Origin of the sequence: Oceanobacillus longus (assembly GCF_042650085.1) — a bacterium.
GTDB classification, from domain to species: Bacteria; Bacillota; Bacilli; order Bacillales; family Amphibacillaceae; genus Oceanobacillus; species Oceanobacillus longus.
Genome location: NZ_JBHSAO010000001.1, coordinates 575,608 through 601,375, shown reverse-complemented (window position 1 = coordinate 601,375; position 25,768 = coordinate 575,608). Strand labels below are relative to the sequence as shown.

General features: G+C 36.4%; 26 protein-coding genes and 6 tRNA genes. 4 read left to right on the top strand and 28 right to left on the bottom strand.

The genetic code is table 11. The features are described 5' to 3' along the window. Window positions 1–35: 35 nt before the first annotated feature. The 3 genes from ACFOUV_RS03055 to rpmG form a co-directional block, all read right to left on the bottom strand. On the bottom strand, window positions 36–233 hold the full coding sequence (locus ACFOUV_RS03055) for a hypothetical protein (protein ID WP_379495285.1): 198 nt from the start codon (window positions 231–233) through the stop codon (window positions 36–38). 53 nt (window positions 234–286) lie between these two features. Continuing rightward, complete coding sequence (locus tag ACFOUV_RS03050; RefSeq protein WP_379495284.1) at window positions 287–862, bottom strand: 5-formyltetrahydrofolate cyclo-ligase; 576 nt, start codon at window positions 860–862, stop codon at window positions 287–289. A 62-nt stretch (window positions 863–924) separates the two neighbouring features. After that, complete coding sequence (gene rpmG, locus ACFOUV_RS03045; protein ID WP_067730425.1) at window positions 925–1,074, bottom strand: 50S ribosomal protein L33; 150 nt, start codon at window positions 1,072–1,074, stop codon at window positions 925–927. Between the two features lie 177 nt (window positions 1,075–1,251). On the opposite strand from rpmG, the gene ACFOUV_RS03040 reads away from it, so the two are divergent. Then, window positions 1,252–1,488, top strand: coding sequence for a hypothetical protein (locus ACFOUV_RS03040; protein WP_379495283.1), 237 nt, complete (start codon window positions 1,252–1,254; stop codon window positions 1,486–1,488). A 20-nt stretch (window positions 1,489–1,508) separates the two neighbouring features. After that, window positions 1,509–2,084, top strand: a complete 576-nt coding sequence (locus ACFOUV_RS03035; RefSeq protein WP_379495282.1) for a hypothetical protein — start codon at window positions 1,509–1,511, stop codon at window positions 2,082–2,084. A gap of 39 nt (window positions 2,085–2,123) precedes the next feature. Here ACFOUV_RS03035 and phoU read toward each other — a convergent pair whose 3' ends face one another. From phoU to ACFOUV_RS02975, 12 genes are all read right to left on the bottom strand, one after another. Further along, the gene (gene phoU / locus ACFOUV_RS03030) at window positions 2,124–2,777 is read right to left on the bottom strand and encodes a phosphate signaling complex protein PhoU (RefSeq protein ID WP_379495281.1); all 654 of its coding nucleotides are present in this window, start codon (window positions 2,775–2,777) and stop codon (window positions 2,124–2,126) included. 149 nt (window positions 2,778–2,926) lie between these two features. Then, the gene (locus ACFOUV_RS03025; RefSeq protein WP_379495280.1) at window positions 2,927–5,056 is read right to left on the bottom strand and encodes a peptidoglycan D,D-transpeptidase FtsI family protein; all 2,130 of its coding nucleotides are present in this window, start codon (window positions 5,054–5,056) and stop codon (window positions 2,927–2,929) included. A gap of 65 nt (window positions 5,057–5,121) precedes the next feature. Continuing rightward, window positions 5,122–6,396 (bottom strand): MFS transporter, encoded by a 1,275-nt coding sequence (locus tag ACFOUV_RS03020; protein WP_379495279.1) that lies wholly within the window; start codon window positions 6,394–6,396, stop codon window positions 5,122–5,124. A 95-nt stretch (window positions 6,397–6,491) separates the two neighbouring features. Then, window positions 6,492–7,103, bottom strand: coding sequence for a superoxide dismutase SodA (sodA, locus tag ACFOUV_RS03015; RefSeq protein ID WP_379495278.1), 612 nt, complete (start codon window positions 7,101–7,103; stop codon window positions 6,492–6,494). Window positions 7,104–7,294: 191 nt separating this feature from the next. Next, window positions 7,295–7,367: transfer RNA gene (locus ACFOUV_RS03010), tRNA-Phe, on the bottom strand. A gap of 202 nt (window positions 7,368–7,569) precedes the next feature. Beyond that, window positions 7,570–7,662 (bottom strand) — tRNA-Ser (locus ACFOUV_RS03005). A 12-nt stretch (window positions 7,663–7,674) separates the two neighbouring features. Next, window positions 7,675–7,751, bottom strand: a tRNA-Ile gene (locus tag ACFOUV_RS03000). 18 nt (window positions 7,752–7,769) lie between these two features. After that, a tRNA-His gene (locus tag ACFOUV_RS02995) sits at window positions 7,770–7,845 on the bottom strand. Between the two features lie 17 nt (window positions 7,846–7,862). Then, window positions 7,863–7,939, bottom strand: a tRNA-Met gene (locus ACFOUV_RS02990). A 3-nt stretch (window positions 7,940–7,942) separates the two neighbouring features. Further along, window positions 7,943–8,017: transfer RNA gene (locus ACFOUV_RS02985), tRNA-Asn, on the bottom strand. A gap of 463 nt (window positions 8,018–8,480) precedes the next feature. Continuing rightward, complete coding sequence (locus ACFOUV_RS02980; protein ID WP_379495277.1) at window positions 8,481–10,100, bottom strand: Na/Pi cotransporter family protein; 1,620 nt, start codon at window positions 10,098–10,100, stop codon at window positions 8,481–8,483. 232 nt (window positions 10,101–10,332) lie between these two features. Continuing rightward, window positions 10,333–10,965 carry an NfeD family protein gene (locus ACFOUV_RS02975; protein WP_379495276.1) on the bottom strand — a complete coding sequence of 211 codons (633 nt, stop codon included), beginning with the start codon at window positions 10,963–10,965 and terminating at the stop codon, window positions 10,333–10,335. A 68-nt stretch (window positions 10,966–11,033) separates the two neighbouring features. On the opposite strand from ACFOUV_RS02975, the gene ACFOUV_RS02970 reads away from it, so the two are divergent. Next, window positions 11,034–11,360, top strand: a complete 327-nt coding sequence (locus tag ACFOUV_RS02970) for a hypothetical protein (RefSeq protein ID WP_379495275.1) — start codon at window positions 11,034–11,036, stop codon at window positions 11,358–11,360. A 57-nt stretch (window positions 11,361–11,417) separates the two neighbouring features. Here the strand turns inward: ACFOUV_RS02970 and ACFOUV_RS02965 are convergent, their stop codons facing one another. Beyond that, complete coding sequence (locus ACFOUV_RS02965) at window positions 11,418–11,810, bottom strand: hypothetical protein (protein WP_379495274.1); 393 nt, start codon at window positions 11,808–11,810, stop codon at window positions 11,418–11,420. Between the two features lie 153 nt (window positions 11,811–11,963). Between ACFOUV_RS02965 and ACFOUV_RS02960 the strand changes: the two genes are divergently transcribed. After that, the gene (locus ACFOUV_RS02960; protein WP_379495273.1) at window positions 11,964–12,248 is read left to right on the top strand and encodes a DUF2624 domain-containing protein; all 285 of its coding nucleotides are present in this window, start codon (window positions 11,964–11,966) and stop codon (window positions 12,246–12,248) included. Between the two features lie 37 nt (window positions 12,249–12,285). On the opposite strand, the gene ACFOUV_RS02955 is transcribed toward ACFOUV_RS02960, so the two are convergent. The 12 genes from ACFOUV_RS02955 to glyQ all read right to left on the bottom strand — a co-directional run bounded on the left by ACFOUV_RS02955 (window position 12,286) and on the right by glyQ (window position 25,654). Then, window positions 12,286–13,179, bottom strand: a complete 894-nt coding sequence (locus tag ACFOUV_RS02955; protein ID WP_379495272.1) for a deoxyribonuclease IV — start codon at window positions 13,177–13,179, stop codon at window positions 12,286–12,288. 39 nt (window positions 13,180–13,218) lie between these two features. Further along, window positions 13,219–14,529 carry a DEAD/DEAH box helicase gene (locus ACFOUV_RS02950; RefSeq protein ID WP_379495271.1) on the bottom strand — a complete coding sequence of 437 codons (1,311 nt, stop codon included), beginning with the start codon at window positions 14,527–14,529 and terminating at the stop codon, window positions 13,219–13,221. A 27-nt stretch (window positions 14,530–14,556) separates the two neighbouring features. Next, window positions 14,557–15,675 (bottom strand): Nif3-like dinuclear metal center hexameric protein, encoded by a 1,119-nt coding sequence (locus tag ACFOUV_RS02945; RefSeq protein WP_379495270.1) that lies wholly within the window; start codon window positions 15,673–15,675, stop codon window positions 14,557–14,559. Then, the gene (locus tag ACFOUV_RS02940) at window positions 15,653–16,381 is read right to left on the bottom strand and encodes a tRNA (adenine(22)-N(1))-methyltransferase (protein WP_379495269.1); all 729 of its coding nucleotides are present in this window, start codon (window positions 16,379–16,381) and stop codon (window positions 15,653–15,655) included. The genes ACFOUV_RS02945 and ACFOUV_RS02940 overlap by 23 nt, the downstream gene beginning before the upstream one ends. A gap of 202 nt (window positions 16,382–16,583) precedes the next feature. Continuing rightward, the gene (cccA, locus tag ACFOUV_RS02935) at window positions 16,584–16,967 is read right to left on the bottom strand and encodes a cytochrome c550 (protein ID WP_379495268.1); all 384 of its coding nucleotides are present in this window, start codon (window positions 16,965–16,967) and stop codon (window positions 16,584–16,586) included. 83 nt (window positions 16,968–17,050) lie between these two features. Next, window positions 17,051–17,602 (bottom strand): hypothetical protein, encoded by a 552-nt coding sequence (locus ACFOUV_RS02930; protein WP_379495267.1) that lies wholly within the window; start codon window positions 17,600–17,602, stop codon window positions 17,051–17,053. A 106-nt stretch (window positions 17,603–17,708) separates the two neighbouring features. Continuing rightward, window positions 17,709–18,824 carry an RNA polymerase sigma factor RpoD gene (gene rpoD, locus ACFOUV_RS02925; RefSeq protein ID WP_379495266.1) on the bottom strand — a complete coding sequence of 372 codons (1,116 nt, stop codon included), beginning with the start codon at window positions 18,822–18,824 and terminating at the stop codon, window positions 17,709–17,711. A gap of 32 nt (window positions 18,825–18,856) precedes the next feature. Further along, window positions 18,857–20,671, bottom strand: a complete 1,815-nt coding sequence (gene dnaG, locus ACFOUV_RS02920; protein WP_379495265.1) for a DNA primase — start codon at window positions 20,669–20,671, stop codon at window positions 18,857–18,859. Window positions 20,672–21,128: 457 nt separating this feature from the next. Then, entirely contained in the window at window positions 21,129–21,941 is an 813-nt protein-coding gene (locus ACFOUV_RS02915; RefSeq protein ID WP_379495264.1) for a pyruvate, water dikinase regulatory protein, read from the bottom strand. A gap of 29 nt (window positions 21,942–21,970) precedes the next feature. Further along, on the bottom strand, window positions 21,971–22,600 hold the full coding sequence (locus ACFOUV_RS02910) for a helix-turn-helix transcriptional regulator (RefSeq protein ID WP_379495263.1): 630 nt from the start codon (window positions 22,598–22,600) through the stop codon (window positions 21,971–21,973). Between the two features lie 87 nt (window positions 22,601–22,687). After that, on the bottom strand, window positions 22,688–24,775 hold the full coding sequence (glyS, locus tag ACFOUV_RS02905; RefSeq protein ID WP_379495262.1) for a glycine--tRNA ligase subunit beta: 2,088 nt from the start codon (window positions 24,773–24,775) through the stop codon (window positions 22,688–22,690). Continuing rightward, window positions 24,776–25,654: a glycine--tRNA ligase subunit alpha gene (gene glyQ / locus ACFOUV_RS02900; RefSeq protein WP_379495261.1), complete on the bottom strand. Its 879-nt coding sequence runs from the start codon at window positions 25,652–25,654 to the stop codon at window positions 24,776–24,778. It abuts the gene before it with no gap. Window positions 25,655–25,768: the final 114 nt, after the last annotated feature.

Sequence of the window (25,768 nt, the reverse complement as noted above, 5' to 3'; positions counted from 1 at the left end):
TATAAGCAGCTTCATGTTTTCTCGTTCGTACTTCTTTAATAGGTATGCGATTTCGTATTAAATAATTCCGGCAAAATATGATTACGTACATAAGGTAAGTTCATTGAAACTGACACCATTATTTTTCTAATAATACCAACTGCCAATAATGTATTCATTACCTTGTAGCGCCACTTATATATCAAAGTTACCGTTGAAAACATGACTACAATTGTTAAAACTGCTTTCATCATTAACACCCTTTTCACTATTATGGTGTTATTAGTTATTTTCCTTATGTGTAATTTTATACATCGTATGAGATAGACATAATTTCTTTCTCGGTTATGATGTAGTTTACTGGAATATCAAAGTTTTCAGCTGGGACGTGATCAACCAGTTGATCTGAGCTGCACAGAGAGGCACTTATATTGGTAAAGTCCTTTAAAAATCGATCATAATAACCTCCCCCAAAACCAATCCGATAACCATCCCTGTCGAAGAGGAGACCTGGTACAAGCAGGAGATCCATAGAATTTTTCTTAACTTTCTTACTAATATCCGGCTTCGGTTCCAGAAGATTATAGTATACGATTTCGAGTTGTTCAAAGGATTTCAGTTCATAAAAGATAAGCTCTTTTTGTTCCGGATAACACTTTGGAATACAAGTGGTTTTATTCTGTTTCCAAGCCGCTTCTATAATTGGTTTTGTTGACCATTCAAATCCTTGTGCCATTGTAATGCCTATTGTTGTAGACTCCTTCCAAATGGAAGATAATAAAAGTTGTTCCTTTAATTTTTCTTCCGTTTGCCGCTTTTCATGTTCAAACAAATTTTTTAATCCTTTAATAGACTCCGTTCGCAAACTTGTTTTTTTATTCATAGTTCCACTCCTAAATAAAAAACTCTTATCTATATGATAAGAGTTTTTGAGTAAAAATTCATTTATTTTGTTTCACGGTGCAAAGTGTGTTTTTTTAGACGTGGTGAATATTTTTTAAGCTCAATACGTTCAGGATTCGTACGTTTATTTTTAGTAGTGATATAATTACGATCCCCTGTTTCAGTACAAGCTAAAGTAACGTTTACGCGCATGTTTTTCCCTCCAAACTTTAACAACTTGCTTTATCATCATCTTTTTAATTCGTGCAGACTTTAATTATAATAGCAGAGTTCCTGAAACTTTTCAAGAATTATTGGGAAAAATTTAATGTTTTCTCACTTCCCATTCTATGATATAACTAATAGTGTACATCAAGGGAGGGAATATACATGTTATATGCAATAATTTCCATAATTATTGTCGGAGTTGTACTTTTTGTGTTGTCCTATTTTATGAATGACAGATTTGAAGAGTTGGAAAATCAGCTCGAACAATTTTCGATTACAACGATGCAGGATACATATCAGATGAAGAAAAAAATTAAAATTCTAGAAGAAGAACTTATGCCTGAAGTTCTTACACAGGACATCCTTTCAAAGAAGGAAAAAAGACAGCTATCCAATTAAACACATAGAAGGAGATATTTATGAAACATACTGTACGTTCTTTTTCGGTAGGGTTGCTTACAAGTGGCGTTATCCTTCTGATTGCATTTTATTTTATTGGTGATCCAGTTCAGTCGGCTGAAGATTTGGAACCGGAAGAAATGATTCCAGTGATAGAAGACAAAGGATATACCGTCCTTACAAAAGATGAATATATTTCATTAAGCGTTAGTAATGAACCGGAAATAGAAGAAACATTATCGGAGGAAAAATTGGTTTCTGAAGATACATCCGAAGAAAATCCAAAAACTGATTCAAAAGAGCAAAGTAATGCTAGTGAAGAAGCGGAAGCTAAGCAGGAAGAATCTGAGGAACCTACTTCTACACATGAAGATGAAACAGAAGAAAGTTCTGTCCGTTATACACTAACAATTAGTCCTGGAATGGCATCTTCGGATATCAGCTCTCTTCTCGCAGAGTATCAAATTATCGAAAATGCTTCGGAATTTAACAGTTATTTAGATGAACATGATTATAGTCTTAAAGTACAAATTGGCTCCTATGATCTATCCAGCGATATGAGCTTTTATCAAATCGCTGAAAAAATATCCAATTAAAAAAAGGCAGCAAGGGACTTTCCCTTGCTGCCTTACTAATTAGTTTAAATTAAAATTTTCACCCTTCACTAGGTACAGAATACTCTCTCCTATATTCGTTATATGGTCTGCAAATCGTTCAAGATACCTTGCGCAAAACGCAATTTGCATCACATACTGGATTTTATCCGGATGGGTCGCTGTTTCTCCAAGTAATTCACTAACAATGGTTTTATATAATTTATCTACTTCATCATCCATAGCAGCTAATTTTCTAGCAACTGAAATATCTTCATATTTAAATGCCTGTGTTGCAGAAAATAGCATATCCTTTGTCATTTGATGCATTTGCCTAAGATCAGATGGGATGGTAGAGGAATTCTTTCCTAAATGAATCGTGGAATTAGCTATATTTTTAGCGTTATCACCCATCCGCTCAATATCAGTAAGAATCTTTAATGCCGTAATTACCCTTCTCAAATCGGTTGCAACTGGTTGCTGTTTAGCAATTAGCAAAATAGTTTTATCATTGATTTCCAGTTCTTTTCGGTCTATTTTTTTATCATTCTCTATGACGTGTTTAGCAAGCTCCACATCTTGATTGAATAGGGAATCAATCGACTCATCCAAAGCCCGACCAGTGGCATTGGCCAATTCAATAATATCTTCATTTAATACATCGAGTTCATTTTGAAACTGATTACGTGTTGTCATTTATATACCCCCAACTTACTTTATTTTATGTTTACCTATTATTATAGCTAACTTATATTAAGAAATAGTAAATTTAATGTAATTTATACTTATCAAATCAAAAAACTACCAATCCTTTTGTTTTGGGATGGTAGTCTTTTAGATAAAACTTATTCTTCCTCGTCTTCTGTATCTGTATCTTCTTGTTCATCTGCTTCATTTTCTTCATCAGGACTTGCTTGCGCTCTTTCTTTTTTCATTTCAAAGTACGTATCTAAGATTTTTCTTCCTATCTTATGGTTTGAAATATTATTTATGTTTTCTCCGGTAGTCGGCACAATAATGGCAAAAGCGATTTCAGGATCTTCGTATGGCGCATAACCAACTAAATTATGGCTTAAAGTATCTGCCAGTTCTTCCCCATCATCAAATATTGTAACTTCGGCTGTTCCCGTTTTTCCTGCAACGGTATAATTTGCATCATTATAATGCCTATAAGCCGTTCCACCTTGTTGGAAAACTTGGCGGAAACCTTCTTGAACTCGATCAATATAGCTATCATCCATCGTAACTTTATTCATGACATCCGCATTTACTGATTTGTAAACGGGGCCTAGTTCATCTTGTGATGCAAGTGGTTCTCGAACTTCCTTTAGAAAGTGAGGTCTTACCCGATAGCCATCATTCGCGATAGTTGAAACATACTGTGCAAGCTGCACAACTGTATATTGATCATACTGGCCAATACCATGGTTCATCATATTCCCTGGACTATTACCATTCCCTTGATATCCCGTTGATTCATGCGGATAGTCAATCCCGGTAGAAACTCCTAATCCAAATTGATTAAAATAGTTTCTTAAAGTTTGAAAAGCGTTTGGATTTGTTCGGTTAACACTTTCATTCGTAGGAAATGGATAACGGTTTTCACCCATCATACGTAAAGAAATATAGTACATATAAACATTGGATGATTTTTGCAATGCTGTAATATCGTTTACTGAGCCTATATTAGTGGAATAAGACCGCATTAGTGGTGTTTCATAAATTTTAATTGGTCTATCATAGATTACTTCCCCAGGTGAAATAACACCAGAGTCAAGTCCTGCAAGAACGGTTGCGCCCTTTACGACAGATCCAGGAGTGTGTGCATCAGAAAGTGCCCGAAAGCCCCCATCCTCGTATTTATTTGTATCTTTATTATAATGACTTCCGGAAACTGCTAAAAGTTCTCCTGTATTCGGATTCATGACTACAGCCAAGGCATCAGTCAAATATTGATTTTCATAAGGATATTGACTCTTGGCCGCTTTCAGCTCTTCCTCAACAATCTTATCAACTTCTTCCTGAAACTCCATATCAATAGTCAGAACAAGGTCTTTCCCTCGTTCCCCTTCCACAATTGTTTCTGAATCGATTACAGTCCCGCTTTTCGTTGTTGTGTATTGTATTTGCTCTTTCCTTCCTCGGAGAAGATCTTCATATTGTAGTTCTAGACCACTAGTTCCAACTCGATCATTTCTGCTGTAACCTTTACTTAGGTAAGATTCTTCCTTTTCAGCAGGAAGCCCCTGGTCTTGTGAGGAAATATTGCCGAGTAAACTGGTTAGCGTTGTTCCAAAGGGATATTCCCTATTCCAGTCAGTTGTTGCATTTATACCAGGCATTTCATCTAAATGTTCTGCGACCACCGCATATTCTTCGGTTGTCACATTTTCATTTTTTACAACTTGAGGTGTTAGAGAATATGCTTTATCCAGTTCTTTCTTTATGGCAATTACTTCTAGCTCCTGTTTACTGAAATCACTGATCTCTTCCTCCGTAATTAAATCAAGTGTTTTATTATAAACTTCTGCATTGTTCATTCCTTCTGTTTCTACCTCTGAAAGTCTGCCATCAGCTTCCTCCTTGTTTAGTAAATACCAGTATTCTTTCTTGTTTCTTTCCGTAATTCGTTCTAGCGTATCCTCATCGTCCATGGCAATATATTCCGCCAGTTTTTCAGCGACTTCTAGTCTGTCTTCCGCCTGTACTCCTTTTGGTGGGGTATAGGTAATCGAATATACTGCATTATTATCGACAATGACATTCCCATATCGATCATATATTTTGCCCCGTGGTACCGGGATTTTGGTTGTATCCAGATTAGTTCGTTCAATCTCATCTTGGAAATCCTCTCCATTAAGAATCTGAACGACTCCAAGTTGAAGAATTAAAACGGAAAACAATAAAAATACAACAAAGAACAATATATTGATCCGAAAGGGAAGTTGTGCTTTCTTTTTTTTCTTATTTTTCATTTGTTCTCCCCCAATGCGATAAGTAAATTTCTATTGTATAAACTACAATAATGATTTTACCATATTCATCGGTTTTTTTCGTCAGATAATTGATCCTTTAGCATAACTTCTTTCTTTTTCGAACTTCCTAAAAAGATATTTCGCACAAAAAAGTAAATTACAATATGACCAGCTCCTAAAACTGCTAGTAAAATTGGTATGATATCTTCTGCTTCATAGAAATAAACACCTACAAGAAATATTAAAATGGAGATAATTCGTCCACAATTTAAAAATAACTCTCTGACAACAATATATTCTACACGCATTTCGCCTGCTTTCCAGGCCTTCCCGATTACATCAAAGGTTAGCGAAACATATGGGACGTTTATCACAGGATATGCGATACCAATAACTACTGCATAAACCATCAATAAAAAATAATTTATTTCAAACAGTATAATAAAAATAGAAAAGTATAGAAGCAACGCACCAAAAAGGATTGCTTTTTTACGCATTGCCGGTTTTATGAACTTCGTTGCAACCATATAAAAAATTACAGATAATCCAGAGAGAAACATATTAAACGTACCAAGTGCTAGTTCACTCTTAGTTACTAGGAAAACCCAGATGGAAATAACGAATGCAAATATACCTTCTCGTAACCCCTGAAAAAAATGTGCATGAAGTATTCTCTTCCAGTTTTTATTACGATTTCGTTCATCCATAATTCTTTTGAAGTGAAAAACTCCTTCAGCACCACGGCGTTTTAATAAGAAACTGGTACCAACTGCACATGCAAATAAAAAGAATGATATTGCGAATATAACAGTATAACCGACATTATCTGTCATCCGAGCAATAATTAACCCAGCAAATAGAGGTCCTGTCATACCGCCTAAAGATTGTAATATACCCAGGAAACCATTAAAAAAGTCTCTTGTATCCGGCTCTGTAATTTCAAATGTTAACACATTAAATGCTAGCCAATAAAACCCATACCCTATCCCAAGCAGACTCCCAAGCATAAAGTTATAAGTTGCTGCATTTTCTCCAATTATAAGTACACTTAAAAAAAATAGGGACAGAAAAAATACGCCTAATCGTAAAACAATAATACGATCCCATTTTTTAGCCAATCGCCCCGCTAAAACAAAGGTAAGCGTCTGAAATAAAGCGATTGCCAGATTATAAAATGCGATTGTAAGAAAATCCCCTGACTGCTTCCAAAGATAAATATTAACAAATGTATTTGATAGGAAAATCCCTGCAGAATATAAACCTCCTATCAGCAACAAGATGAATAAATCTCTATTACGATCCATTTTTTCCCGAAAAAAATTCATTCCATTTTTTATCATAAGAAGACTCCTTTGCATCTCTAATAGTGTAAGCGAAGGAGTAACTTATATACAAAAAAACACGCGGAAAATTATCCGCGTGTTTAATGACCCTTTTATTTTGCTTCGTTGTAGTTTTTAGTAACTTCATCCCAGTTAACAACATTCCAGAATGCTGAAATATAATCAGGACGCTTATTTTGATATTTAAGGTAATACGCATGCTCCCATACATCAAGACCCAATAAAGGAGTTTTGCCATCCGTTAGTGGTGAATCCTGGTTCGGGGTGCTTGTTACTTCTAGCTCTCCATTATTAACTACTAACCATGCCCAACCTGAGCCAAAACGTCCAGTAGCTGCTGTTCCAAATTCTTCTTTGAATTTGTCAAAACTACCAAATTTTTCCGTAATTTTGTCAGCTAATTCACCAGAAGGTTCACCGCCACCATTTGGTGATAATAGTTTCCAGAAAAGACTATGGTTTGCATGTCCACCACCATTGTTGCGAACTGCTGTACGTGCACTTTCAGGTACAGCATCCAAGTTACTGATTAGCTCTTCTACGGATTTATTTTGAAGATCTGACTGACCTTCTAATGCATCATTTAATTTGGTAACATACGTGTTGTGATGCTTCGTATGGTGGATGTTCATCGTTTCTTTGTCGATTGCTGGTTCTAATGCATCATATGCATACGGTAATTCTGGTAATTCAAATTTTGCCATAATTAAACTTCCTCCTCAAATAAAAATGATATAAAGGAATTATAATCCCTTTATATAGAAGGTTATCAGAGCTTTCGTATACTTGCAAATCTTATGCTTTGTATTATTTAAAGTTTCAGAAGACATAATTATATAAAAAAATACTATTTTTACCAAAAAGAAAAAACAAGCTGGCTGCCTGTTTTAAAAAGTGGCTCGGGACGGAATCGAACCGCCGACACAAGGATTTTCAGTCCTCTGCTCTACCGACTGAGCTACCAAGCCGTATAAAATAATAATCTGAATATATTTTCTGTTCTTGATAAGATTTCGAAGCAAATTCTGGAAGCATTCTGCTCGTCGTGTTGCAAGATTTACGGTGATGTTGCACTCCTCGCAAAACCTACAATGATGTTATTCAAGAAGCTTACGGTTTTGCTCTACCGACTGAGCTACCAAGCCGTATTGTGTTACTTGTAAATAAAAATGGAGGAGGTAGAGGGATTCGAACCCCCGCGCGGTTTGACCCGCCTGTCGGTTTTCAAGACCGATCCCTTCAGCCGGACTTGGGTATACCTCCCGAGTTTTTATATGGTGGACCCTGTAGGACTCGAACCTACGACCGATCGGTTATGAGCCGATAGCTCTAACCAACTGAGCTAAGGGTCCTCTTTAATTTTTAATAAATGGGGCGACCGGTGGGGATCGAACCCACGCATGCCGGAACCACAATCCGGTGTGTTAACCACTTCACCACGATCGCCATATTGTTATTTAAATTGGTAGCGGCGGAGGGGATCGAACCCCCGACCTCACGGGTATGAACCGTACGCTCTCGCCAGCTGAGCTACACCGCCAATTGGCTCCACAGGTAGGATTCGAACCTACGACCGATCGGTTAACAGCCGATAGCTCTACCACTGAGCTACTGTGGAATAATAGTAATTTTTTGTTAACCATTAATAACAACGATATTTAATTTATCATGTCTACGTAATTCTGTCAACCATTTTTTTGCGTCTTCGCAAAACTTTTTATGTAGTACCTATTTCAAGACTGCGATATTTATAATAGCATGTTATTTATGTAATTTCAAGGTAGAGAATGAAAAATGTCTAATTTTGTTGATTTTTATCTGTTTAGGAACAAAAGCGCAAGCGCCCGTTTAGGGACTACGGACTGGACTGAGGCGTAGAAGATAAAGGAAAAACGGCGACCGGAGGGAGTCGATGTTGACTTATGGTACGGAGGTGAAGGAAGTCTCGCTAGTCCCTGGGCGTTGGAGCTGGACGCGGCCGTTTATATGGGAGAATTATTTGCTGAGAAAAAGTTTATACTTTCTTACCTAGTAAAAAAAGGAGAGGTTGGTGATACCCCCCTCTCTCTTTTAGATTCTATTTATTCATCCAATACTCCTTCTGCAATATTAACAGCATGGTCTCCAACACGTTCGAGATTACTGATAATATCAACGAATACAATACCAGCAGAACCACTACATAGGCCCTCATTCATACGAATAATATGTTTTTTACGGAATTTGCGTTCCATTTTATCAATTTGATCCTCTTTCTGAACCACTTCAAGTGCTGCTTCTCGGTCCATATTTTCCAGGGCACTTACTGCTTGTTTGACCGTTATAATGGTCAAATCAAACATATTGTTGAGGTCTTCCATCGCTCCCTCAGTTAATACTACTTTGTTTGAGATTTTGTAATCAATTAATTCAATCACGTTTTCAAAATGATCTCCAATACGTTCAATATCTCTTACTGTATCCATTAATGATGTGTGTTTCGCACTTTCAACTTCTGTGAGTGAACCTGCCGATATATCCACTAGATACTCTGTAATTTTACGATCAAGATTATTGATTGCACCTTCAATTTGAATTGCCATTTCAGAATGTTTTGGACTTTGTGTTGTTACATAGAGATGAGACTCTTCTAAACCTTTGTGTGCATATTCACCCATACGGATTACTTCTGCCTTCGCTTGATCCAGCGCCAATGTGGACGATTGTTGAATGAATATAGGATCCAAATGTTTTGGTTTATATTCTATAAGTGTATCTTCTCCTGGAATCAGTTTAGTAACTAACCAAGCCAATGCTCCTATAAACGGAAATTGGATGATTGTGTTAAGAATATTGAAGCTACCGTGTGCAAAAGCAATTGTCATTTCTTCATTCAAATTAAATTGAGTTTGCCAGAAAACGACCAGCTGTGTAAATACGCCTAACAACAAGAGCACGAACGTCGTACCTACCACGTTGAAAACAACATGGGTTGCAGCCGCCCTTTTAGCCGCTACGGATGCACCAAGTGATGCAAGAACTGCCGTAATAGTTGTACCAATATTGTCACCAAACAATACCGGAAGTGCAGCATTTAGCTCAATTGCCCCTTGTCCATAAAGGGATTGTAGAACACCGATGGTTGCACTTGAACTTTGAACGATTAAAGTGAAGATCGTACCAACAACCACACCTAATATTGGATTTGAACTCATACTTACGGTTAAATCATGAAATGCTTCTAAACTACGTAATGGTGACATTCCACTGCTCATTAATTCGAGACCGAAGAACAATGCCCCAAAACCGAATACAGTTTGTCCCACATTACCAACTTTTGGATTTTTAAAGAAAAAGATCAGGAAGCTTCCTAGTGCAACTATAGGTAACGCGTAGGCACCGATATCAATACCAATAATAAATGCTGTAACAGTCGTACCTATGTTAGCACCCATAATGACACCGATTGCTTGTCTAAATGTCATAAATCCTGCATTAACCAACCCGATTGTTAATACCGTTGTACCTGTACTGGTCTGAAGAAGTATCGTTACAACAATACCAGCCAATACACCCATAAAAGGGTTACTTGTAAATTTATCTAAAACCTCTCTTAAACGGTCACCTGCTATTTTTTGTAAACCGTCCCCCATGTATTTAATACCGATGAGGAAAATACCTAAACCGCCAATGAATTCAAAAATCAATGCTTGTACATCCATTTAAATCCGCCCTTCAGTAATGTTGAAATATGTCGTTTCACACCTTGTCCATTATTAATGATTTATGAATCACTTGTAAAGGATTTTCACAAAAGTTTACATTAAATTTACAATTCTTTTTTTACCTATATTTATTAACTACCCATATAAGCAATATTTCATTCAGTATATCGATAACAAGCAAATAAAAAAGACAATTCATTATGAAGTGAATTGTCTTTTTGTGAACGTTTTATGAAATTTTTTCAACCAATACTTTCGTACCATCAACTTGAACTACCTTTACTTTACTCCCTTTTTCTACCCACTGCCCATCCGATACGGCACTGTAATCTTTATTGTTAATTTTTATTGTTCCAACTGGCCGAAGATCATTCAAGGTAACGCCTTCCTGACCTAATAACAACTCGTAATCCATATTCATGGAGTTATATCCTGCCTCTTTGGTTAATTGATCCTTAAGCGCAAGCTTCGTCCACATCTCTCGCTTCTTAAAAACTTTTAAAAAGAAAAAGGACGCGCCACTACCAAGAAGAACCCCCAATACTGCATAGAGTCCGGAAGTGAAGTCAGGGGCAGCCAGAGCCACTGCAGTTAGCATACTAGCTAGACCCAGGGTGGCAAGTGTGCCATCATTAACAACTTTACCATCAATGATAATAAGTAATAATCCTACAAAATATATAATAAGCATAAGAATGAAAGATCCACTCTGCACATAGGCTGCAAAATATACCGTTATAAATCCTATACCCAGTAATCCAAAGAAACCTCGCATGTTAACAAGCACTTCACCAATTAAAAATAACGTACCAAAAAATGTAATGATGAAACCGATCCATTGTAATTCAAAAAAAATATCCATTTATTTTCCTCCCTTCATGTGTAATACGTATGAACATGTAAATGGTTTCATCCAAAAAGGAGAAACATATGTATACTTTTAAAAGGTTTTCTTTATATATATTCATTATATTGCTTTTAATCAGTATTTTTCAAGATATAAATACCAAGCCTCCTCCCACAACGTTTATTAATAATAAAGAAAATATCATTTTCAATCATGCGTATTCTATTGCACATGTTAAAGTTTTCCCTGGAGATACTGTTCTGTCTATTACTGAGACAATCAATCAGGAAAGTTTGGCACAAATGGATCTTCAACAAATATTGCAGCATTTTGAAGAACTAAACCCGACCACTGATCCATACAAACTGCAGCCTTATACCGTTTATTATTTTCCAGTGTACGATCCATAACAGTTTAGAAATACGCATAAAAAGAGAGGCTGTATCAATCAGCCTCTCTTGTGAAACTTAAACAAATGGTAATATAAACATTGTAATTAAAATGGAAATTGCACCAGCAGCGATTGCTATGTTTCCTAACGTATCTGCACCTTTACTTCTCGATACAAATCCGACAATGATTCCTGCAGCGCCGAGAACAATAGGCCACATAAAGAAAGAAATAGCTGAAAGCGCGATGGCAATCCATCCATACATCATTACACCATCATCCGTTCCGATACCTTCCTCTCGCTTCTGTTCATAATCGTCTGCAGTTATCTCTGCTGCATATTCCTCATTTCTTGAACTATCGGGCTCTATACCTACAAAATCTTGATTTTTAACGGTTTCTCCGTGATTTTCTCCATGTTTTGGAGGGACCTGTACATCTTTGTTCCGTCCACTTTGGAATTCGTCCATAATTATTACCTCCTTATGCATTGATGAGGTGCATCTATAGTTTATGGAAAGATTCGTCTAATACTGATGTTATATTTTGGAATGTGCGAATGTGGTTACGTTTTTTAAAAGCTCAGCATAGAATACTACGTATATAAAAAAGGAGAATCGGATATGTCAATGTTTATTAAAGAAATGGTGAAAAATAAGTTGAAGAACATTCGTACGGAGGAATTATTGCACTACAGCAAGCAATATGGATTTAAAATATCTGAGAAACAAGCACGTCTAATAACGGAGTACTTAAGAAAAAATTCCCCAGATCCATTCGATGAAGCATCTCGTGATGTAATGTTTCAACAACTAGCTGTGATTACCGATAAAGAAACTGCGAAACAAGCACAAAAGTTATTCGATGAAATCATTCGTTCTTATGGATTACAGCATTTGTTTGACTAAAAAGAGGAATAACAATTAGTTGTTATTCCTCTTTTATTTATGCTCCCATAATTTTTTCTTTAAGGTCCTCAACAAAATTCCCGTCTTTAAGCATGTCGATTTCCAATTTATATGGTGCTTTTTTATTCTTCTTATCGGTTCCTACATATGGCGTTTCCAGTATTTTAGGTAAGTCCTGGAGTTGAGGATGATGAACGACATAATGGAGTGCTTTAAATCCAATATAACCAAAGCCAATATTCTCATGGCGGTCTTTATGTGCAGCACGTTCATTTTTACTGTCATTCACATGAATTACTTTTATTCGATCCACGCCGATAATTTTATCGAATTCATTTAAGACACCATCAAAATCATGGATAATGTCATATCCTGCATCATGAATATGGCATGTATCCATACAAACTGATAAATTCTCATTATGTGTCACACCATCAAAGATTCTTGCTAATTCTTCAAACGTGCGACCTACTTCTGAACCTTTACCAGCCATTGTTTCAAGAGCGATTTGCACGTTACTGTCTTTTTCAAGTACTTCATTCAATCCTTCAATAATTTTTTTGATTCCTGTTTCGGCACCTTCTCCAACATGGGCTCCGGGATGAAGGACAATTTGTTTTGCTCCTAGTGCTTCTGTACGATCGATTTCATTCCTTAAAAAGTTCACACCCAATTCGAATGTTTCTGGTTTAACTGAATTACCAATATTAATAATGTAAGGTGCATGAACAATAATATCCGAAAGACCATTTAATCCCATATGTTCATGACCTTTCATTATATTCAATTCTTCTATTGGTTTTCTTCTCGTATTTTGTGGTGCCCCTGTATAAATCATAAATGTATTGGCCCCGTAAGAAGTGGCCTCCTCACTAGAACCAAGTAACATTTTCTTTCCACTCATTGATACATGAGATCCTAATTTTAACAATTACTACACCTCTCCCTGTACTACTTAATCATTTCATCTCTATTTTTTATATTTAGATTTCTTATTCAATTGCCTTTTAATGGATTCCTGCTGTCTTTTCATTTTTTTCTTGTACCCTGGTTTAACTTTATTTGTTTTATGCACCTTATTCCATGCTTCTTTTTCTACATTTGTGGTCGTCTTGGTACGCAATTGACGTTCATTCCATGGTTTGGCCTCTTTCCATTCCCCATTTTTTACTTCAACATAGGAAAAAGTTAAACCTTTTTGTTCAAGCTTATTAACCAAATTAAGATCTGATTCTTCATATAGGCTGATGGCGGTTCCTTCCATACCAGCTCTGGCAGTTCTGCCTACACGATGAATATAAAATTCTTCTTCTTTTGGAATTTGGGCATTGATTACATGGCTGACACCTTTAATATCGATTCCCCTTGCTGCCAGATCAGTAGCTACTACATATTGATAGCGAAGACTTTGAATCTCTTTAAGGACACGTTTACGCTCTCTAGGGGTAAGGCCACCATGAATTAAACCCGCATCCAATCCGCGATCCTGGAGAGACGCTGCCAGTTCATTTGCTTGTTTTTTTCCATTTGTAAAGATAATAGCTAAGTATGGTTGAATTACCTTTGAGATATCCATGATAATATCTGCTTCAGTTCGATGTTTACGTGCAATTAATCGATGCTCCATCGTTTCAGGAGAAAAATGCTCATCAATTTGTACATACAAAGGATTTTCCAAGTATTTCTTAAAGAAATGCTGCAGTCGTTGCGGAATGGTAGCTGAAAATACCATTAATTGTATATCTTTTTTAGATCTCACTAGCAGTTGATCTACGTCATTAATAAAGCCAAGATCCAGCATCAGGTCCGCTTCATCAATTACAAAAGAAGAAGCGGAATAAATAGATAAAGCATTGTCTTTAACTAAATCAAGAATTCTTCCTGGCGTACCAACAATGATATGTGGAGGTGTTTTTAATTTGTCTGCCATTTTCTGTTTATCTGTACCACCAACGAGAAGTTTGGCTATCCATGTACCATCTTTTTCTGCATAGTGAATCATTTTCCTAACTTCATCATGTATCTGTGTTGCCAATTCTCTTGTTGGGGCAGTGATTACAAATTGTACTTCCTGTTTTTTGGTGTCTATTTGGTTAAACAACGGTAATAGATAGGCATGTGTTTTACCTGAACCTGTACGGGATTGGCCAATCACACTCTGACCTTTTAATATAGCAGGGATAACTTTTTCTTGTATTTCTGTTGGTTGTTTAAACCCCAGACTGCCAATGATGTCTTGCAGTATGGGATGAAAAGCGAAGTGATCAAAATTATTTTTCATATAGGGAATACTCCTTTTGTTTTTCGATTACATAAATGTAAATGGTTCTGTATTCGAATTGGATATTAATATTTCAACTTTATTCTGTTTTAGCTTCTGATCTAAATATTTTTTAGTAGCCTTCTTCATCACTTTCTCAATATAATGCCCAGGATCGATAACGGAAAGTCCTAACTGTTCTGCTTCCTGAGCAATATGGAATGACATATCCCCTGTAATATAGACATCTGCACCTTTACGATTGGCAGTATGGATATATTTTTCCCCACTTCCACCCAGTACTGCGATTCTCTTTACTTTCTTATTGAGATTACCAGTCACGCGAAGTGCTGGGACGTCCAAAACATCTTTCACATGTTCACACAATGACTTAAGTTCCATTGGTTTATTCAGTGTTCCAATTCGACCAATTCCATATTGTTTTCCTTCATTTTCAAGTGGATAGATATCGTAGGCGACTTCTTCATAAGGATGGGCATCAATTAAATGATTAATAACGTTCTGAAGATTGGACTGTTGAACGATTGTTTCCAGTTTAACTTCATTCACTATTTCGATTTCATTTTCGGTTCCAATAAAGGGATTTGTTCCTTGAAGCGGTTTGAAAGTTCCTTGGCCTTTAGACTGAAATGTACAGTGACTGTAATTTCCGATATGTCCAGCACCACTTTCACTCAGGGATACACTTACTTCATCTACATGAGACTCAGGGACATACACCACAATTTTAAATAACTTCTCTTGCGTTGACTCCAATAGAATTTCTCTTGAATCTAGCCCTAATAGATCACAGAGCATATCATTCACACCACCATCTGCAGCATCCAGGTTGGTATGTGCTGCATAAACTGTAATTCCATTAATTAGCAGTTTTTGAATAATTTTCCCCTGGGCAGTATCTATATTAACCTGTTTCAACGATTTAAACAATAAAGGATGATGTGCGATTATAAGATGCACATCCTTTTCAATCGCTTCATCTACTACCGATTCTGTGACATCAAGAGTAACCATTATCTTTCTAACTGGTTTATTATAAGAACCGATTTGTAGGCCTACGTTATCCCACTCATATGCCAAATGTTTAGGAGCCCAATTCTCCATTATACGAAAAATATCTGAGTTATTCAGGATGCTGCTTTTCATCCTTTACTACCTCCTCCATCCAAGCTAATTCTTTTTCAAAAAGTTCAATTTTAGCATAATCTGGTTTACTGGCATTTCTCATTTGCGCTATGACTCTGTCCAACTTCTGATGTTCGAGCGTCCATTTCTCCTTAAATACAGTTGATTTTTTTTTCAATAAGAACGGACCGAACAATAATTCCTTTTCCATAAATTCTTTGGAATATGGGTTGCTATCAGACACTTTATTTGCAACAAGAACTTCATATATATGGTCGTTTTCATCCAATATAGCCTCATGCGTCAATATATAATCATTCTCATAAAACCATCTTCTAACATTTCTAGCATCTACATTCGGTTGTGCAATAATTCGCTCTACCCTTGATAATTTAGATTTCCCATTTTCCAAAATAGTTTTAATTAAAGAGCCTCCCATACCTGCTATAACAATTTGGTTTACCTCATTGTCCTGTAAAACTTCCAATCCATCACCGAGTCTGACTTCTACTCGCTCATCTAAATGATATTTATGAATCGTAGCTTTCGCACTTTCATATGGACCTTTGTTAACTTCACCAGCAATCGCTTTTGCTGTTGGGTCAGAGAGACAAACATAACATGGTAAATAGGCATGATCCGAACCAATATCTGCAAAATTAGCTCCATTCGGTAGGTACGAGACCGCTGTTAATAATCGGTTTGAAAGTTTTATATTGTTATTCATAATGTTCTCCTTTTAGAAAACTTGGCATTCGCCAAGTCATTGGACGATAGCCTTAGATGCACTTATGCAGTTAATTTTTTATAATCCCATTCATAATAGACGGCGTCTTTGTAGAGCATACTGGTTTGCTAGCTGCTAATAAAGAAAAGCTTTCTGTTTTCGCAGAAAGCTTAATCTTTACTTCACCTATTACTTATTAAGATTATTGTTTTTCACTAAGCCAATCTGAAAGAGCTGAGAGTTCTTCTCCAGCAACCTGTGATTGTGCTGGCATTGCTCCAACACCGTTTTGAATAATTTCTGCAATTTCATCTGCTGAATATTTGGAACCAACTGCAGTTAAGTCAGGACCGGCTCCACCGGATAGATCTGCTCCATGACAAGCAGAACAGTTAGCCTGATATACTGCATCTGCATCTCCACCAGCTGTTTCACCTTCTTGTGTTTCTTCTGTTTGTTCACCGCCGCCTTCTTCAGCTTGTTGAATATCTGCTCGCTGATTCAATCCGACAACGGAAATAATTACTACTGTTAGTACCCCTAGAATCGCAATAATTGCGTATGGTACTACTGCATTTTTTCTCATTTTGTTTCCTCCTTATGTATCCCCATAATAAATCTATAAAAGACTATATATAGTTTACTCGAATTTTGATGATTTTTAAAGGATTAAGCTGTGAAAGTTTTAAAAATAATATAACCGATTGCGAATACAATCGATAAAATACTGACCATCTGTAATATTTTGATATTCTTTACAATACTTAGGAATAACCATAGTATAAAATTTACCAGAATGATGACTAAGTTAATAAAGCTATTTGATGCTAAAAAATTGCTGATTGACAAAGTTAGTAAGAGCACTAGTAATAATGACACAAATAAAGGAAATTGAACATATTTATTACCATTGCCGTGAAAGTATACATAAAGCAAAATAGAGTATATACAAAAAAGAGTTAATATACTAAGTTGCAAAATTGGAAGAAATTCAGTAAAATAAACTACAAGAAATGAAAACGGTATCATGGAGTGCAATAAAATAAAATGGATGATGATAGGAGTCCACGTACTCCGTACATCATCATCAGCTTTATCTGATAGTTCCTGCCCATTCGTATATAGGGCCAATAGATAATCACAATATCTTTCAGGAAGCAGTCGATGTTCTTTCCAGTACCTAATTTCCTTAACAATAATAGCGGTTCGTTCTTCCGCCATGTTTTTTCACCCCAATACAGGAAGGATGCTTTATTTTGCTGCTCTAAAAAACATACATGTATAAGGAAAGTCATTATTCACATAGCACGTGAACAATGACTACCTATCAGTCCAAAAAGTCTTTCAGACGTTTGCTTCGGCTCGGATGTCTAAGTTTACGAAGTGCCTTTGCTTCAATTTGACGGATACGTTCTCTTGTAACCCCAAAAACTTTACCGACTTCTTCAAGCGTTCTTGTTCGTCCATCATCTAATCCGAAACGAAGACGTAATACATTTTCTTCCCGATCTGTGAGAGTGTCCAATACATCTTCGAGCTGTTCTTTCAGCAATTCATAAGCTGCATGGTCAGATGGTGAAACAGCTTCCTGGTCCTCGATAAAATCTCCGAGATGGGAATCATCTTCTTCCCCAATTGGAGTTTCTAGTGATACCGGTTCCTGTGCTATTTTTAAGATATCCCGTACTTTCTCAGGACTAAGTTCCATCTCCTCACCGATTTCTTCCGGTGTTGGTTCCCGACCTAAATCCTGTAGTAAGGATCGTTGAACACGAATGAGTTTATTGATGGTTTCCACCATATGCACAGGGATGCGGATCGTTCTTGCCTGATCAGCAATTGCGCGTGTAATTGCCTGTCTAATCCACCATGTTGCATACGTACTGAATTTAAAGCCTTTACGGTAGTCAAATTTTTCAACAGCTTTAATCAGCCCCATATTACCTTCTTGAATCAAGTCGAGGAAAAGCATGCCACGACCAACGTATCGTTTAGCGATACTTACAACAAGACGTAAATTAGCTTCCGCCAAACGGCGTTTAGCTTCTTCATCGCCCTCTTCAATCCGGGAAGCCAGTTCGATTTCCTCAGCCGCTGATAATAAATTAACTCGCCCTATTTCTTTTAAGTACATACGGACAGGATCATTTATTTTAATACCTAATGGCACACTTAAATCACTTAGGTTAAATTCTTCTTCTTTTGCAATCTTTTGCATATTGGGGTCATCTTCTGACTCACCTATCACATCCACACCTTGTTCTTCCAGGTGCTCATAAAATTCATCCATTTGATCGGATTCAATTTCAAAATTGGATAGACGGTCTGCCACCTCTTCATAGGCTAATGTACCACGTTTCTTACCCATTTCAACCAATTTTTCCTTTGCCTGTTCAAGTGTTAGTTCAGTATCTTTTGTTTGCGAAGGCTTATTTTCGGCCATGAGTCCCCCTCCTTCCAGTCTACTTTGAAATTTTATTTTGTACTTTTTAAATGTTTTTGAATCTCAATAATCTGCATAGCAATTTGTGCTGCTTTTAGCGGATCATTTTGCTGTTCAGCAAGTTTTTGCTGTTCTTTTAGTGATTTAATATTCACCGAATCATTTGATTCATTTAAGATAATTCGGATATAATCATTAATTTCCCTGTCACTGATTTCATTTAGTTCCGGCATCATTGCTACCTCAACCACTTGTTGTTTTAATCGATCATCACTCAACCTTTCAATAAATAAACTTATATCTGGTGAATGACCTTCCTCATAGAAAGCGTATAAGTGTGTAGCAATTATCTTGTGATCATCCACATTAAATCCAGCACCTAATTCGTCTTTAACTTTATCTGTAATGTACGAATCCTGAAGCATATAGGAGATAAGTTTCTTCTCTGCATTATAAAAAGCTGGAAGCAACTTTTTATTGCGCTGTGACGTTGTAGTCTTATTAGTATATCTGTTCTTTTGCTGATTATCCTTAGGGATTCCCTGTTTTTGCCTATATCCATGCATTTCAGAGGTCAAAGATTCGATAGAGATATTGTACTCATTGCTAATCTCTTTCAAATAATATTCCCTTTCGATGGAACTCTCAATCATCGCTAGTTCTTGTAATACATTCTCAATATATTTTATGCGGTCTCCTTCAATCTTTAGGTTGAAGTCCATTTTAAGGTATCGCATATAAAAGCCCATATAAGTATCACTTGCTTTTATAACCCTGTTTTTGAACGCATCCGAACCATGCTGTTGAATAAAACTATCAGGATCCATATCATTATCAAGTTTCGCCACTTTTATCGAGCAACCCGTTTTCCGTAGTAAGTTTGCAGCTTTATATGTCGCTTCAAGTCCTGCATTGTCCCCGTCGTAGCATATAATAACAGTTTCTACGTAACGATTTAAAAGTTTCGCTTGTGGCTCTGTTAGGGAAGTACCAAGTGTTGCTACTACATTTTTTACGTCCGCCTGATAAGCGGAAATAACGTCCATGTATCCCTCAAATAATACGACTTCATTCTCTTTACGTATATGTTTTTTAGCTAAATCAAAGTTGTACAACAGTTTACCCTTTTGAAATAACTCATTCTCCGGACTATTTAAATATTTTGGTTCCTGTTCTTTAATAGAACGTCCGCCAAAAGCAACTGTTTTTCCTATATGATTTCTAATAGGGAACATTATTCTTCCCCTGAAACGATCTGATACATCATTATCATTTAATTGGGATAAGATTCCTGCTTTAACCAGTAGCTGTTGCTGAAACCCTTTTTTGGTGAGGAATTCTGCGACAAAATCCTTTACATTTGGTGCAAATCCTAATTGAAAAGTTTCTATCGCTTCATCGCCAATACCTCTATCTTTCATGTATTGGTACCCTTCTTTGCCATCTTTTGTATATCTTAGAAGGTGATGATAAAGTTTAGTTAACCAATCATAGGCAGAAAGAACACCTTGGCTTTCCTGGGACATCGATGATTCCTTTTTTATACCAGAATCAGGAAGTGTCGTACCACTTTTGTCTGCAAGAAATTTTATTGCCTCATAAAAAGAAAAATTTTCCATTTCCATCATAAAGGTAATAACGTTCCCGCCTTTACCACAACCAAAGCAATGAAATATTTGCTTTTCTTGTGTTACAGAGAAAGAAGGAGTTTTTTCACCATGGAATGGACAAAGACCAAAATAGTTTCTGCCCTGTTTTTTTAACTGAACATACTCTCCGATAATATCCACAATATTATTGGACTTTCTTATCTCTTCGATAACTTCTTCTGGTATTTGATTGGCCATAATAATCACCATACTATACTAATATTCGTGACTAATTTAAAAAATCCTTCACGTTTCGACAAATTTTTCTCAAATCCCGAAAAAAAGCACCCTCTGTACATTAAGTCATTCTAAGAAGGCTATTGTTACTCCATATTTAGTTACCATTGTACCTCCAGCGGGTGAATTATAAACAAATTAATAAAGAAAGAAGGCATTTAATTGTTGCTATATGGTTTAATTCAACATAAACATGCAAGAATCCTTCTTTATTATGAATGTTTTATTTTTCAGAATAGCCACATATCCTATTTTTTACACATATATGATGACACAAAAATTTATTATAATACATTTCTTATAATATTTCTAATCAAAGGCCTCATTTTTCTGCAAAAGAAAACATTCTGCCCATATCAGTGCAGAACGTTTTTTTATAATAAGCTTATTAAAGGATATGTTCACTTAGAATAAATTATTATATTTCTTTCTTTTGCATCATTCGCATAATCAGATTTGCTGTCTCTTCAACTGCTTTATTGGAAACATCGATGACCTCACATCCAATTCTATCTATAACCTTATTGAAATAATCTAGTTCCTGATGAATCCTTTCCATGTTAGCATATGTTGCCTGGTCTCCAAGTCCAAGTGCTTTCAGCCTTTCTTTGCGGATACCATTTAATTTATCTGCCGTAATTCTTAAACCGATACATTTAGAAGGGTCAACAACCATAAGTTCTTCAGGTGGGTCAACTTCGGGAACGATTGGTACATTCGCTACCTTAATTCGCTTATGTGCTAAGTATTGTGATAAAGGCGTTTTAGAAGTTCGGGAGACGCCAACTAAAATAATATCAGCTCTTGCAATTCCACGTGGATCTCTTCCATCATCATATTTGACAGCAAATTCAATTGCTTCAATTTTCTTAAAGTAATCCTCATCCAATTTATGAATTAAACCAGCTTCTAGACGAGGTGTACTGTCGAAAACACGTTCCATGGCATCCATGGTTGGGCCCATGATATCTATCGCCTCAACATTCATCGTTTTTGATTGATCGTTTAGGTACCTTCTCAGTTCAGGGTCAACTAGTGTGAAGCCAATCATACCTTTTTTTTCTCTCGCGATATGAAGAAATTCGTCAATCGTTTCTTTATCTTCAACATATGGTACACGCTGAATTTTGTAGTCACCATTAGTGAACTGACTTAATCCTGCTTTCACTACTAATTCGGCAGTTTCACCGACAGAGTCAGACAAGACATATACAATTGGTTGAGTATTCATTACTAAAAACTCCTCTCCATCCCTAAAAATTAAATCTGTTCGTCTGTTGTTAATTCTACCAGCAATCTTGTCATTGTTGTTTTTGTAATTCTGCCCACGATTTCCAACCCTGCATCCGTATCTTTAACAACCGGTAAGCCGTCGATTTGCTTTGTAATTAGTTTGTATGCAGCATCGATGAGTAAATCTTCTCTTCGGCACACCGTTATATTCGGCATTCGAGTCATTATGATATGAACGGGTACTGAGCTTAAATCCTTTTGCCCAATACTTGCACGCAGTAAATCTTTTCTTGAAAGCACACCAGTCAGACAGGAATTCTCGTCTACTACAAATAATGTCCCAACATCCTCCAAAAACATGGTTGATATGGCATCATAAACAGAAACACTTTCTTTTACCGCGATGGGAACCTGCTGAAATTCATGTACCTTATATTTTCTAATTTGTTCCGTTAGTAATTCCGACCCGTTTTTCCCTGTGAAAAAATATCCGACTCGTGGTCTTGCATCCAGAAATCCTGACATTGTCAGTATAGCTAAATCCGGCCTTAGTGTAGCCCGTGTTAAATTTAATTGGTCAGCTATATGTTCACCGGTAATTGGACCGTTTCCTTTAACTATTTCGATAATCTGTTCTTGTCTTTTGGAAAGTTCCACCTTTTCACCACCAATATGTCATACTATTTTTATTAATTAATGTTAATTATATAGCAAAAAGGGAAATTATGTTACTCTAATCATTTTTTAAAATTGTTGTTTCCATTCAACCAATCTTAAATCTGCAAATTCCTTGATTAACAGAGATATAGCCCGTATTAAAGCCAGACGATTGTTTCGAGTTTGTTCATCATCGGCCATCACCATATTATTATCAAAGAACGTATGGATTGGTTCTGCCATTTTAGTTAAAGCAGCAAGAGCACTAGTTGCATCTTTATTCTGATTATAAGTGAAGAAATCATTTTTTATTTGATTATATCGATGAAACAATTCTTTCTCAGATTCTGTAGCAAAGTGCTCAGGAACAATTGAATTCTGTTTTTCTGCCTTATCAGATAGATTAAGAACACGGACCAAAGCCTCCTGGATGGATTTGAACGCCTCGTCGCTTCGTTTATCTGATAAAAGTTTTGCTTTGGAGATTGTATAATCGAATTTTCCAATTTCATTGTGAAGTACGGAATGAATAACATCCTGTTCCACTTTCCATTCTTTAAGCAAGAAGGAAGCGCGATGTTTGAAAAATTCATTTAGTTCTCCATCTACCTTTTCTTTGCTTTGTTGATCAATATCCGTTTTTCGATAAATAGAAGTAACAATTTCAAGGATTTCTTCCAAAGAGATTTCCCATTTCCTGTTTTCCATGATGCGTAAGATTCCAGTTGCTTGTCTGCGCAAACCATATGGGTCTTGGGAACCTGTTGGTGTTAATCCTACAGAAATACATCCGACAATCGTATCCATTTTATCTGCAACACTTACAATAGCTCCTATAACTGTCTCTGGTAAATTTCCATTTGCTTGCTTTGGTAAATAATGTTCTCTAACTGCTTGTGCCACAATGGTATCTTCACCAAAATTAACAGCATATTTCTCCCCAATAACACCTTGAAGTTCCGTAAATTCGTTTACCATATTTGTCATTAAGTCGAACTTGCTTATTTCAGCAGCTCTTAATGCTTTATTCTTTTCGATTTCACTTAATCCTATTAAATCAGCAATGTTTTCTGTAATCGTTGCGATTCGTTTAACTTTCCCACTGATCGTACCTAATTTTTCTTGAAACACAACTCGATCCAATTTTTCCTGGTAAAACGCAATCGAATGCTTCTGATCTTCTTCAAAGAAAAATTCTCCATCAGATAACCTTGCACGCAACACCTTTTCATTCCCTCTTGCCACAGTTTCAAGCTTATGATCATTCCCATTTCTGACTCCTATAAAGTATGGCAGTAATTGATCTTTATTTGACATGACTGGGAAGTAGCGTTGATGCTCTTTCATAGAAGTGATTAATACTTCTGAAGGTAATTTTAGGAACCTTTCTTCAAATGATCCCATAAAGACAGTTGGGTACTCAACGAGATTTCTAACTTCCGCCAGTAATTCTCCATCCACAGGGATTCGGAAATTATGTTTCTCTTCCAGTTCTTTGATCCCTTTTAATATTAAATCTTCACGTTCTTTGGAATTAACAACAACATAATTTGCAGCCATCGAAGATTCATATTCGGATGGTAACTCTAAAGTAATTTCGCCTCCAAGAAAACGATGGCCATGTGTTTTGTTTCCTGTAGGAACATGGGTAATTTCAAATGGAATGATTTCATTACCGTATAATGCTACAAGCCAACGAATTGGACGTGCGTAGCGAAAAGTTTCGGATGCCCAGCGCATGTTCTTGCCAAATTGAATGGATTCTATAATATTTTTAAAATCTGGTAACAGTTGTTGTACAGGTTTACCCTCGATATGTTTCTTCACAAAGATATACGTCGTTCCTTTTACTTCTTTTGTAAATATATCTTCTGTAGTCTTACCTTGACCTCTACTGAAACCAATAGCTGCTTTTGACCACTCACCATTTTCATCTTTGGCGATTTTAATAGCTGGACCTTTCGCTTCTTCTTCGATTGTCGTTTGGTATTCAGCCATATTTTTAATCAAAACGGCCAACCGTCTAGGTGTTGAAAATGATTTAATCGAATCATATGAAATTCTCAGGTCCTTCAACCAAGCAGTCGTTTTCTTTAATAGCTGATTTTCTGCATCATCAATAAATCTTGCAGGCAGCTCCTCAAGTCCAATTTCAAATAAAACATCTGTAGCCATTTATTTTTCCTCCTTTTGAAGCATTGGAAATCCTAGTTTCTCTCTTTCAGCAACGTAAGTCTTGGCGATACTTCTTGCCAAGTTACGGATACGTGAAATATATCCTGTTCGTTCAGTCACTGAAATAACGCCTTTTGCATCAAGCAGATTGAATGTGTGTGAACATTTAAGTACATAGTCATAGGCGGGAAAAACAAGGCCTTTTTCCATTGTACTTCTAGCTTCCTCTTCATACATGGAAAACAATTGGAAAAGCATGTCTGTATTCGATTCCTCAAATGTATATTTGGAATGTTCAAATTCAGGCTGATAAAAAATATCTCTAACGGTAACTCCATTATTCCATTCCAGGTCAAATACGTTTTCTTTATCCTGAATATAAGAAGCAAGGCGTTCAATACCATACGTTATTTCAACCGTCACTGGGCTCGCTTCTAGTCCACCAATTTGCTGGAAGTAGGTAAATTGTGTAATTTCCATTCCATCCAACCAAACTTCCCAACCAAGACCCGCAGCACCAAGCGTAGGATTTTCCCAGTTATCTTCCACAAAACGTATATCATGCGAAAGCGGATCAATTCCTAATTTTTCTAAAGACTTCAGATATAGTTCCTGTATATTATCAGGAGATGGTTTCATAATTACCTGAAACTGATGATGTTGATATAGACGATTTGGATTCTTGCCGTAACGCCCATCAGCAGGTCTTCTGGAAGGTTCTACGTATGCAACATTCCAAGGCTCTGGGCCAAGACTCCGAAGTAATGTCATTGGTGACATCGTACCTGCTCCTTTTTCCGTATCATATGCCTGCATAAGTATACAATTTTCTTCAGACCAGTGTTTTTGAAGTGTTAAAATCATTTCCTGAATATTCATAAAATTCTCTCCTTCATAACTATTTTTTAACAATAATAAAAACCGTCCCTATGTCTATCTACTGATAGACATAGGGACGGTTTATTACCGCGGTTCCACCCTACTTGCTCTCTT

Excerpts from the sequence above, each read along its gene's own strand:
- ACFOUV_RS03055 (WP_379495285.1), bottom strand. The coding sequence starts at position 233 with ATGATGAAAGCAGTTTTAACAATTGTAGTCATGTTTTCAACGGTAACT.
- ACFOUV_RS03050 (WP_379495284.1), bottom strand. The coding sequence starts at position 862 with ATGAATAAAAAAACAAGTTTGCGAACGGAGTCTATTAAAGGATTAAAA.
- rpmG (WP_067730425.1), bottom strand. The coding sequence starts at position 1,074 with ATGCGCGTAAACGTTACTTTAGCTTGTACTGAAACAGGGGATCGTAAT.
- ACFOUV_RS03040 (WP_379495283.1), top strand. The coding sequence starts at position 1,252 with ATGTTATATGCAATAATTTCCATAATTATTGTCGGAGTTGTACTTTTT.
- ACFOUV_RS03035 (WP_379495282.1), top strand. The coding sequence starts at position 1,509 with ATGAAACATACTGTACGTTCTTTTTCGGTAGGGTTGCTTACAAGTGGC.
- phoU (WP_379495281.1), bottom strand. The coding sequence starts at position 2,777 with ATGACAACACGTAATCAGTTTCAAAATGAACTCGATGTATTAAATGAA.
- ACFOUV_RS03025 (WP_379495280.1), bottom strand. The coding sequence starts at position 5,056 with ATGAAAAATAAGAAAAAAAAGAAAGCACAACTTCCCTTTCGGATCAAT.
- ACFOUV_RS03020 (WP_379495279.1), bottom strand. The coding sequence starts at position 6,396 with ATGATAAAAAATGGAATGAATTTTTTTCGGGAAAAAATGGATCGTAAT.
- sodA (WP_379495278.1), bottom strand. The coding sequence starts at position 7,103 with ATGGCAAAATTTGAATTACCAGAATTACCGTATGCATATGATGCATTA.
- ACFOUV_RS02980 (WP_379495277.1), bottom strand. The coding sequence starts at position 10,100 with ATGGATGTACAAGCATTGATTTTTGAATTCATTGGCGGTTTAGGTATT.
- ACFOUV_RS02975 (WP_379495276.1), bottom strand. The coding sequence starts at position 10,965 with ATGGATATTTTTTTTGAATTACAATGGATCGGTTTCATCATTACATTT.
- ACFOUV_RS02970 (WP_379495275.1), top strand. The coding sequence starts at position 11,034 with ATGTATACTTTTAAAAGGTTTTCTTTATATATATTCATTATATTGCTT.
- ACFOUV_RS02965 (WP_379495274.1), bottom strand. The coding sequence starts at position 11,810 with ATGGACGAATTCCAAAGTGGACGGAACAAAGATGTACAGGTCCCTCCA.
- ACFOUV_RS02960 (WP_379495273.1), top strand. The coding sequence starts at position 11,964 with ATGTCAATGTTTATTAAAGAAATGGTGAAAAATAAGTTGAAGAACATT.
- ACFOUV_RS02950 (WP_379495271.1), bottom strand. The coding sequence starts at position 14,529 with ATGAAAAATAATTTTGATCACTTCGCTTTTCATCCCATACTGCAAGAC.
- ACFOUV_RS02945 (WP_379495270.1), bottom strand. The coding sequence starts at position 15,675 with ATGAAAAGCAGCATCCTGAATAACTCAGATATTTTTCGTATAATGGAG.
- ACFOUV_RS02940 (WP_379495269.1), bottom strand. The coding sequence starts at position 16,381 with ATGAATAACAATATAAAACTTTCAAACCGATTATTAACAGCGGTCTCG.
- cccA (WP_379495268.1), bottom strand. The coding sequence starts at position 16,967 with ATGAGAAAAAATGCAGTAGTACCATACGCAATTATTGCGATTCTAGGG.
- ACFOUV_RS02930 (WP_379495267.1), bottom strand. The coding sequence starts at position 17,602 with ATGGCGGAAGAACGAACCGCTATTATTGTTAAGGAAATTAGGTACTGG.
- rpoD (WP_379495266.1), bottom strand. The coding sequence starts at position 18,824 with ATGGCCGAAAATAAGCCTTCGCAAACAAAAGATACTGAACTAACACTT.
- dnaG (WP_379495265.1), bottom strand. The coding sequence starts at position 20,671 with ATGGCCAATCAAATACCAGAAGAAGTTATCGAAGAGATAAGAAAGTCC.
- ACFOUV_RS02915 (WP_379495264.1), bottom strand. The coding sequence starts at position 21,941 with ATGAATACTCAACCAATTGTATATGTCTTGTCTGACTCTGTCGGTGAA.
- glyS (WP_379495262.1), bottom strand. The coding sequence starts at position 24,775 with ATGGCTACAGATGTTTTATTTGAAATTGGACTTGAGGAGCTGCCTGCA.
- glyQ (WP_379495261.1), bottom strand. The coding sequence starts at position 25,654 with ATGAATATTCAGGAAATGATTTTAACACTTCAAAAACACTGGTCTGAA.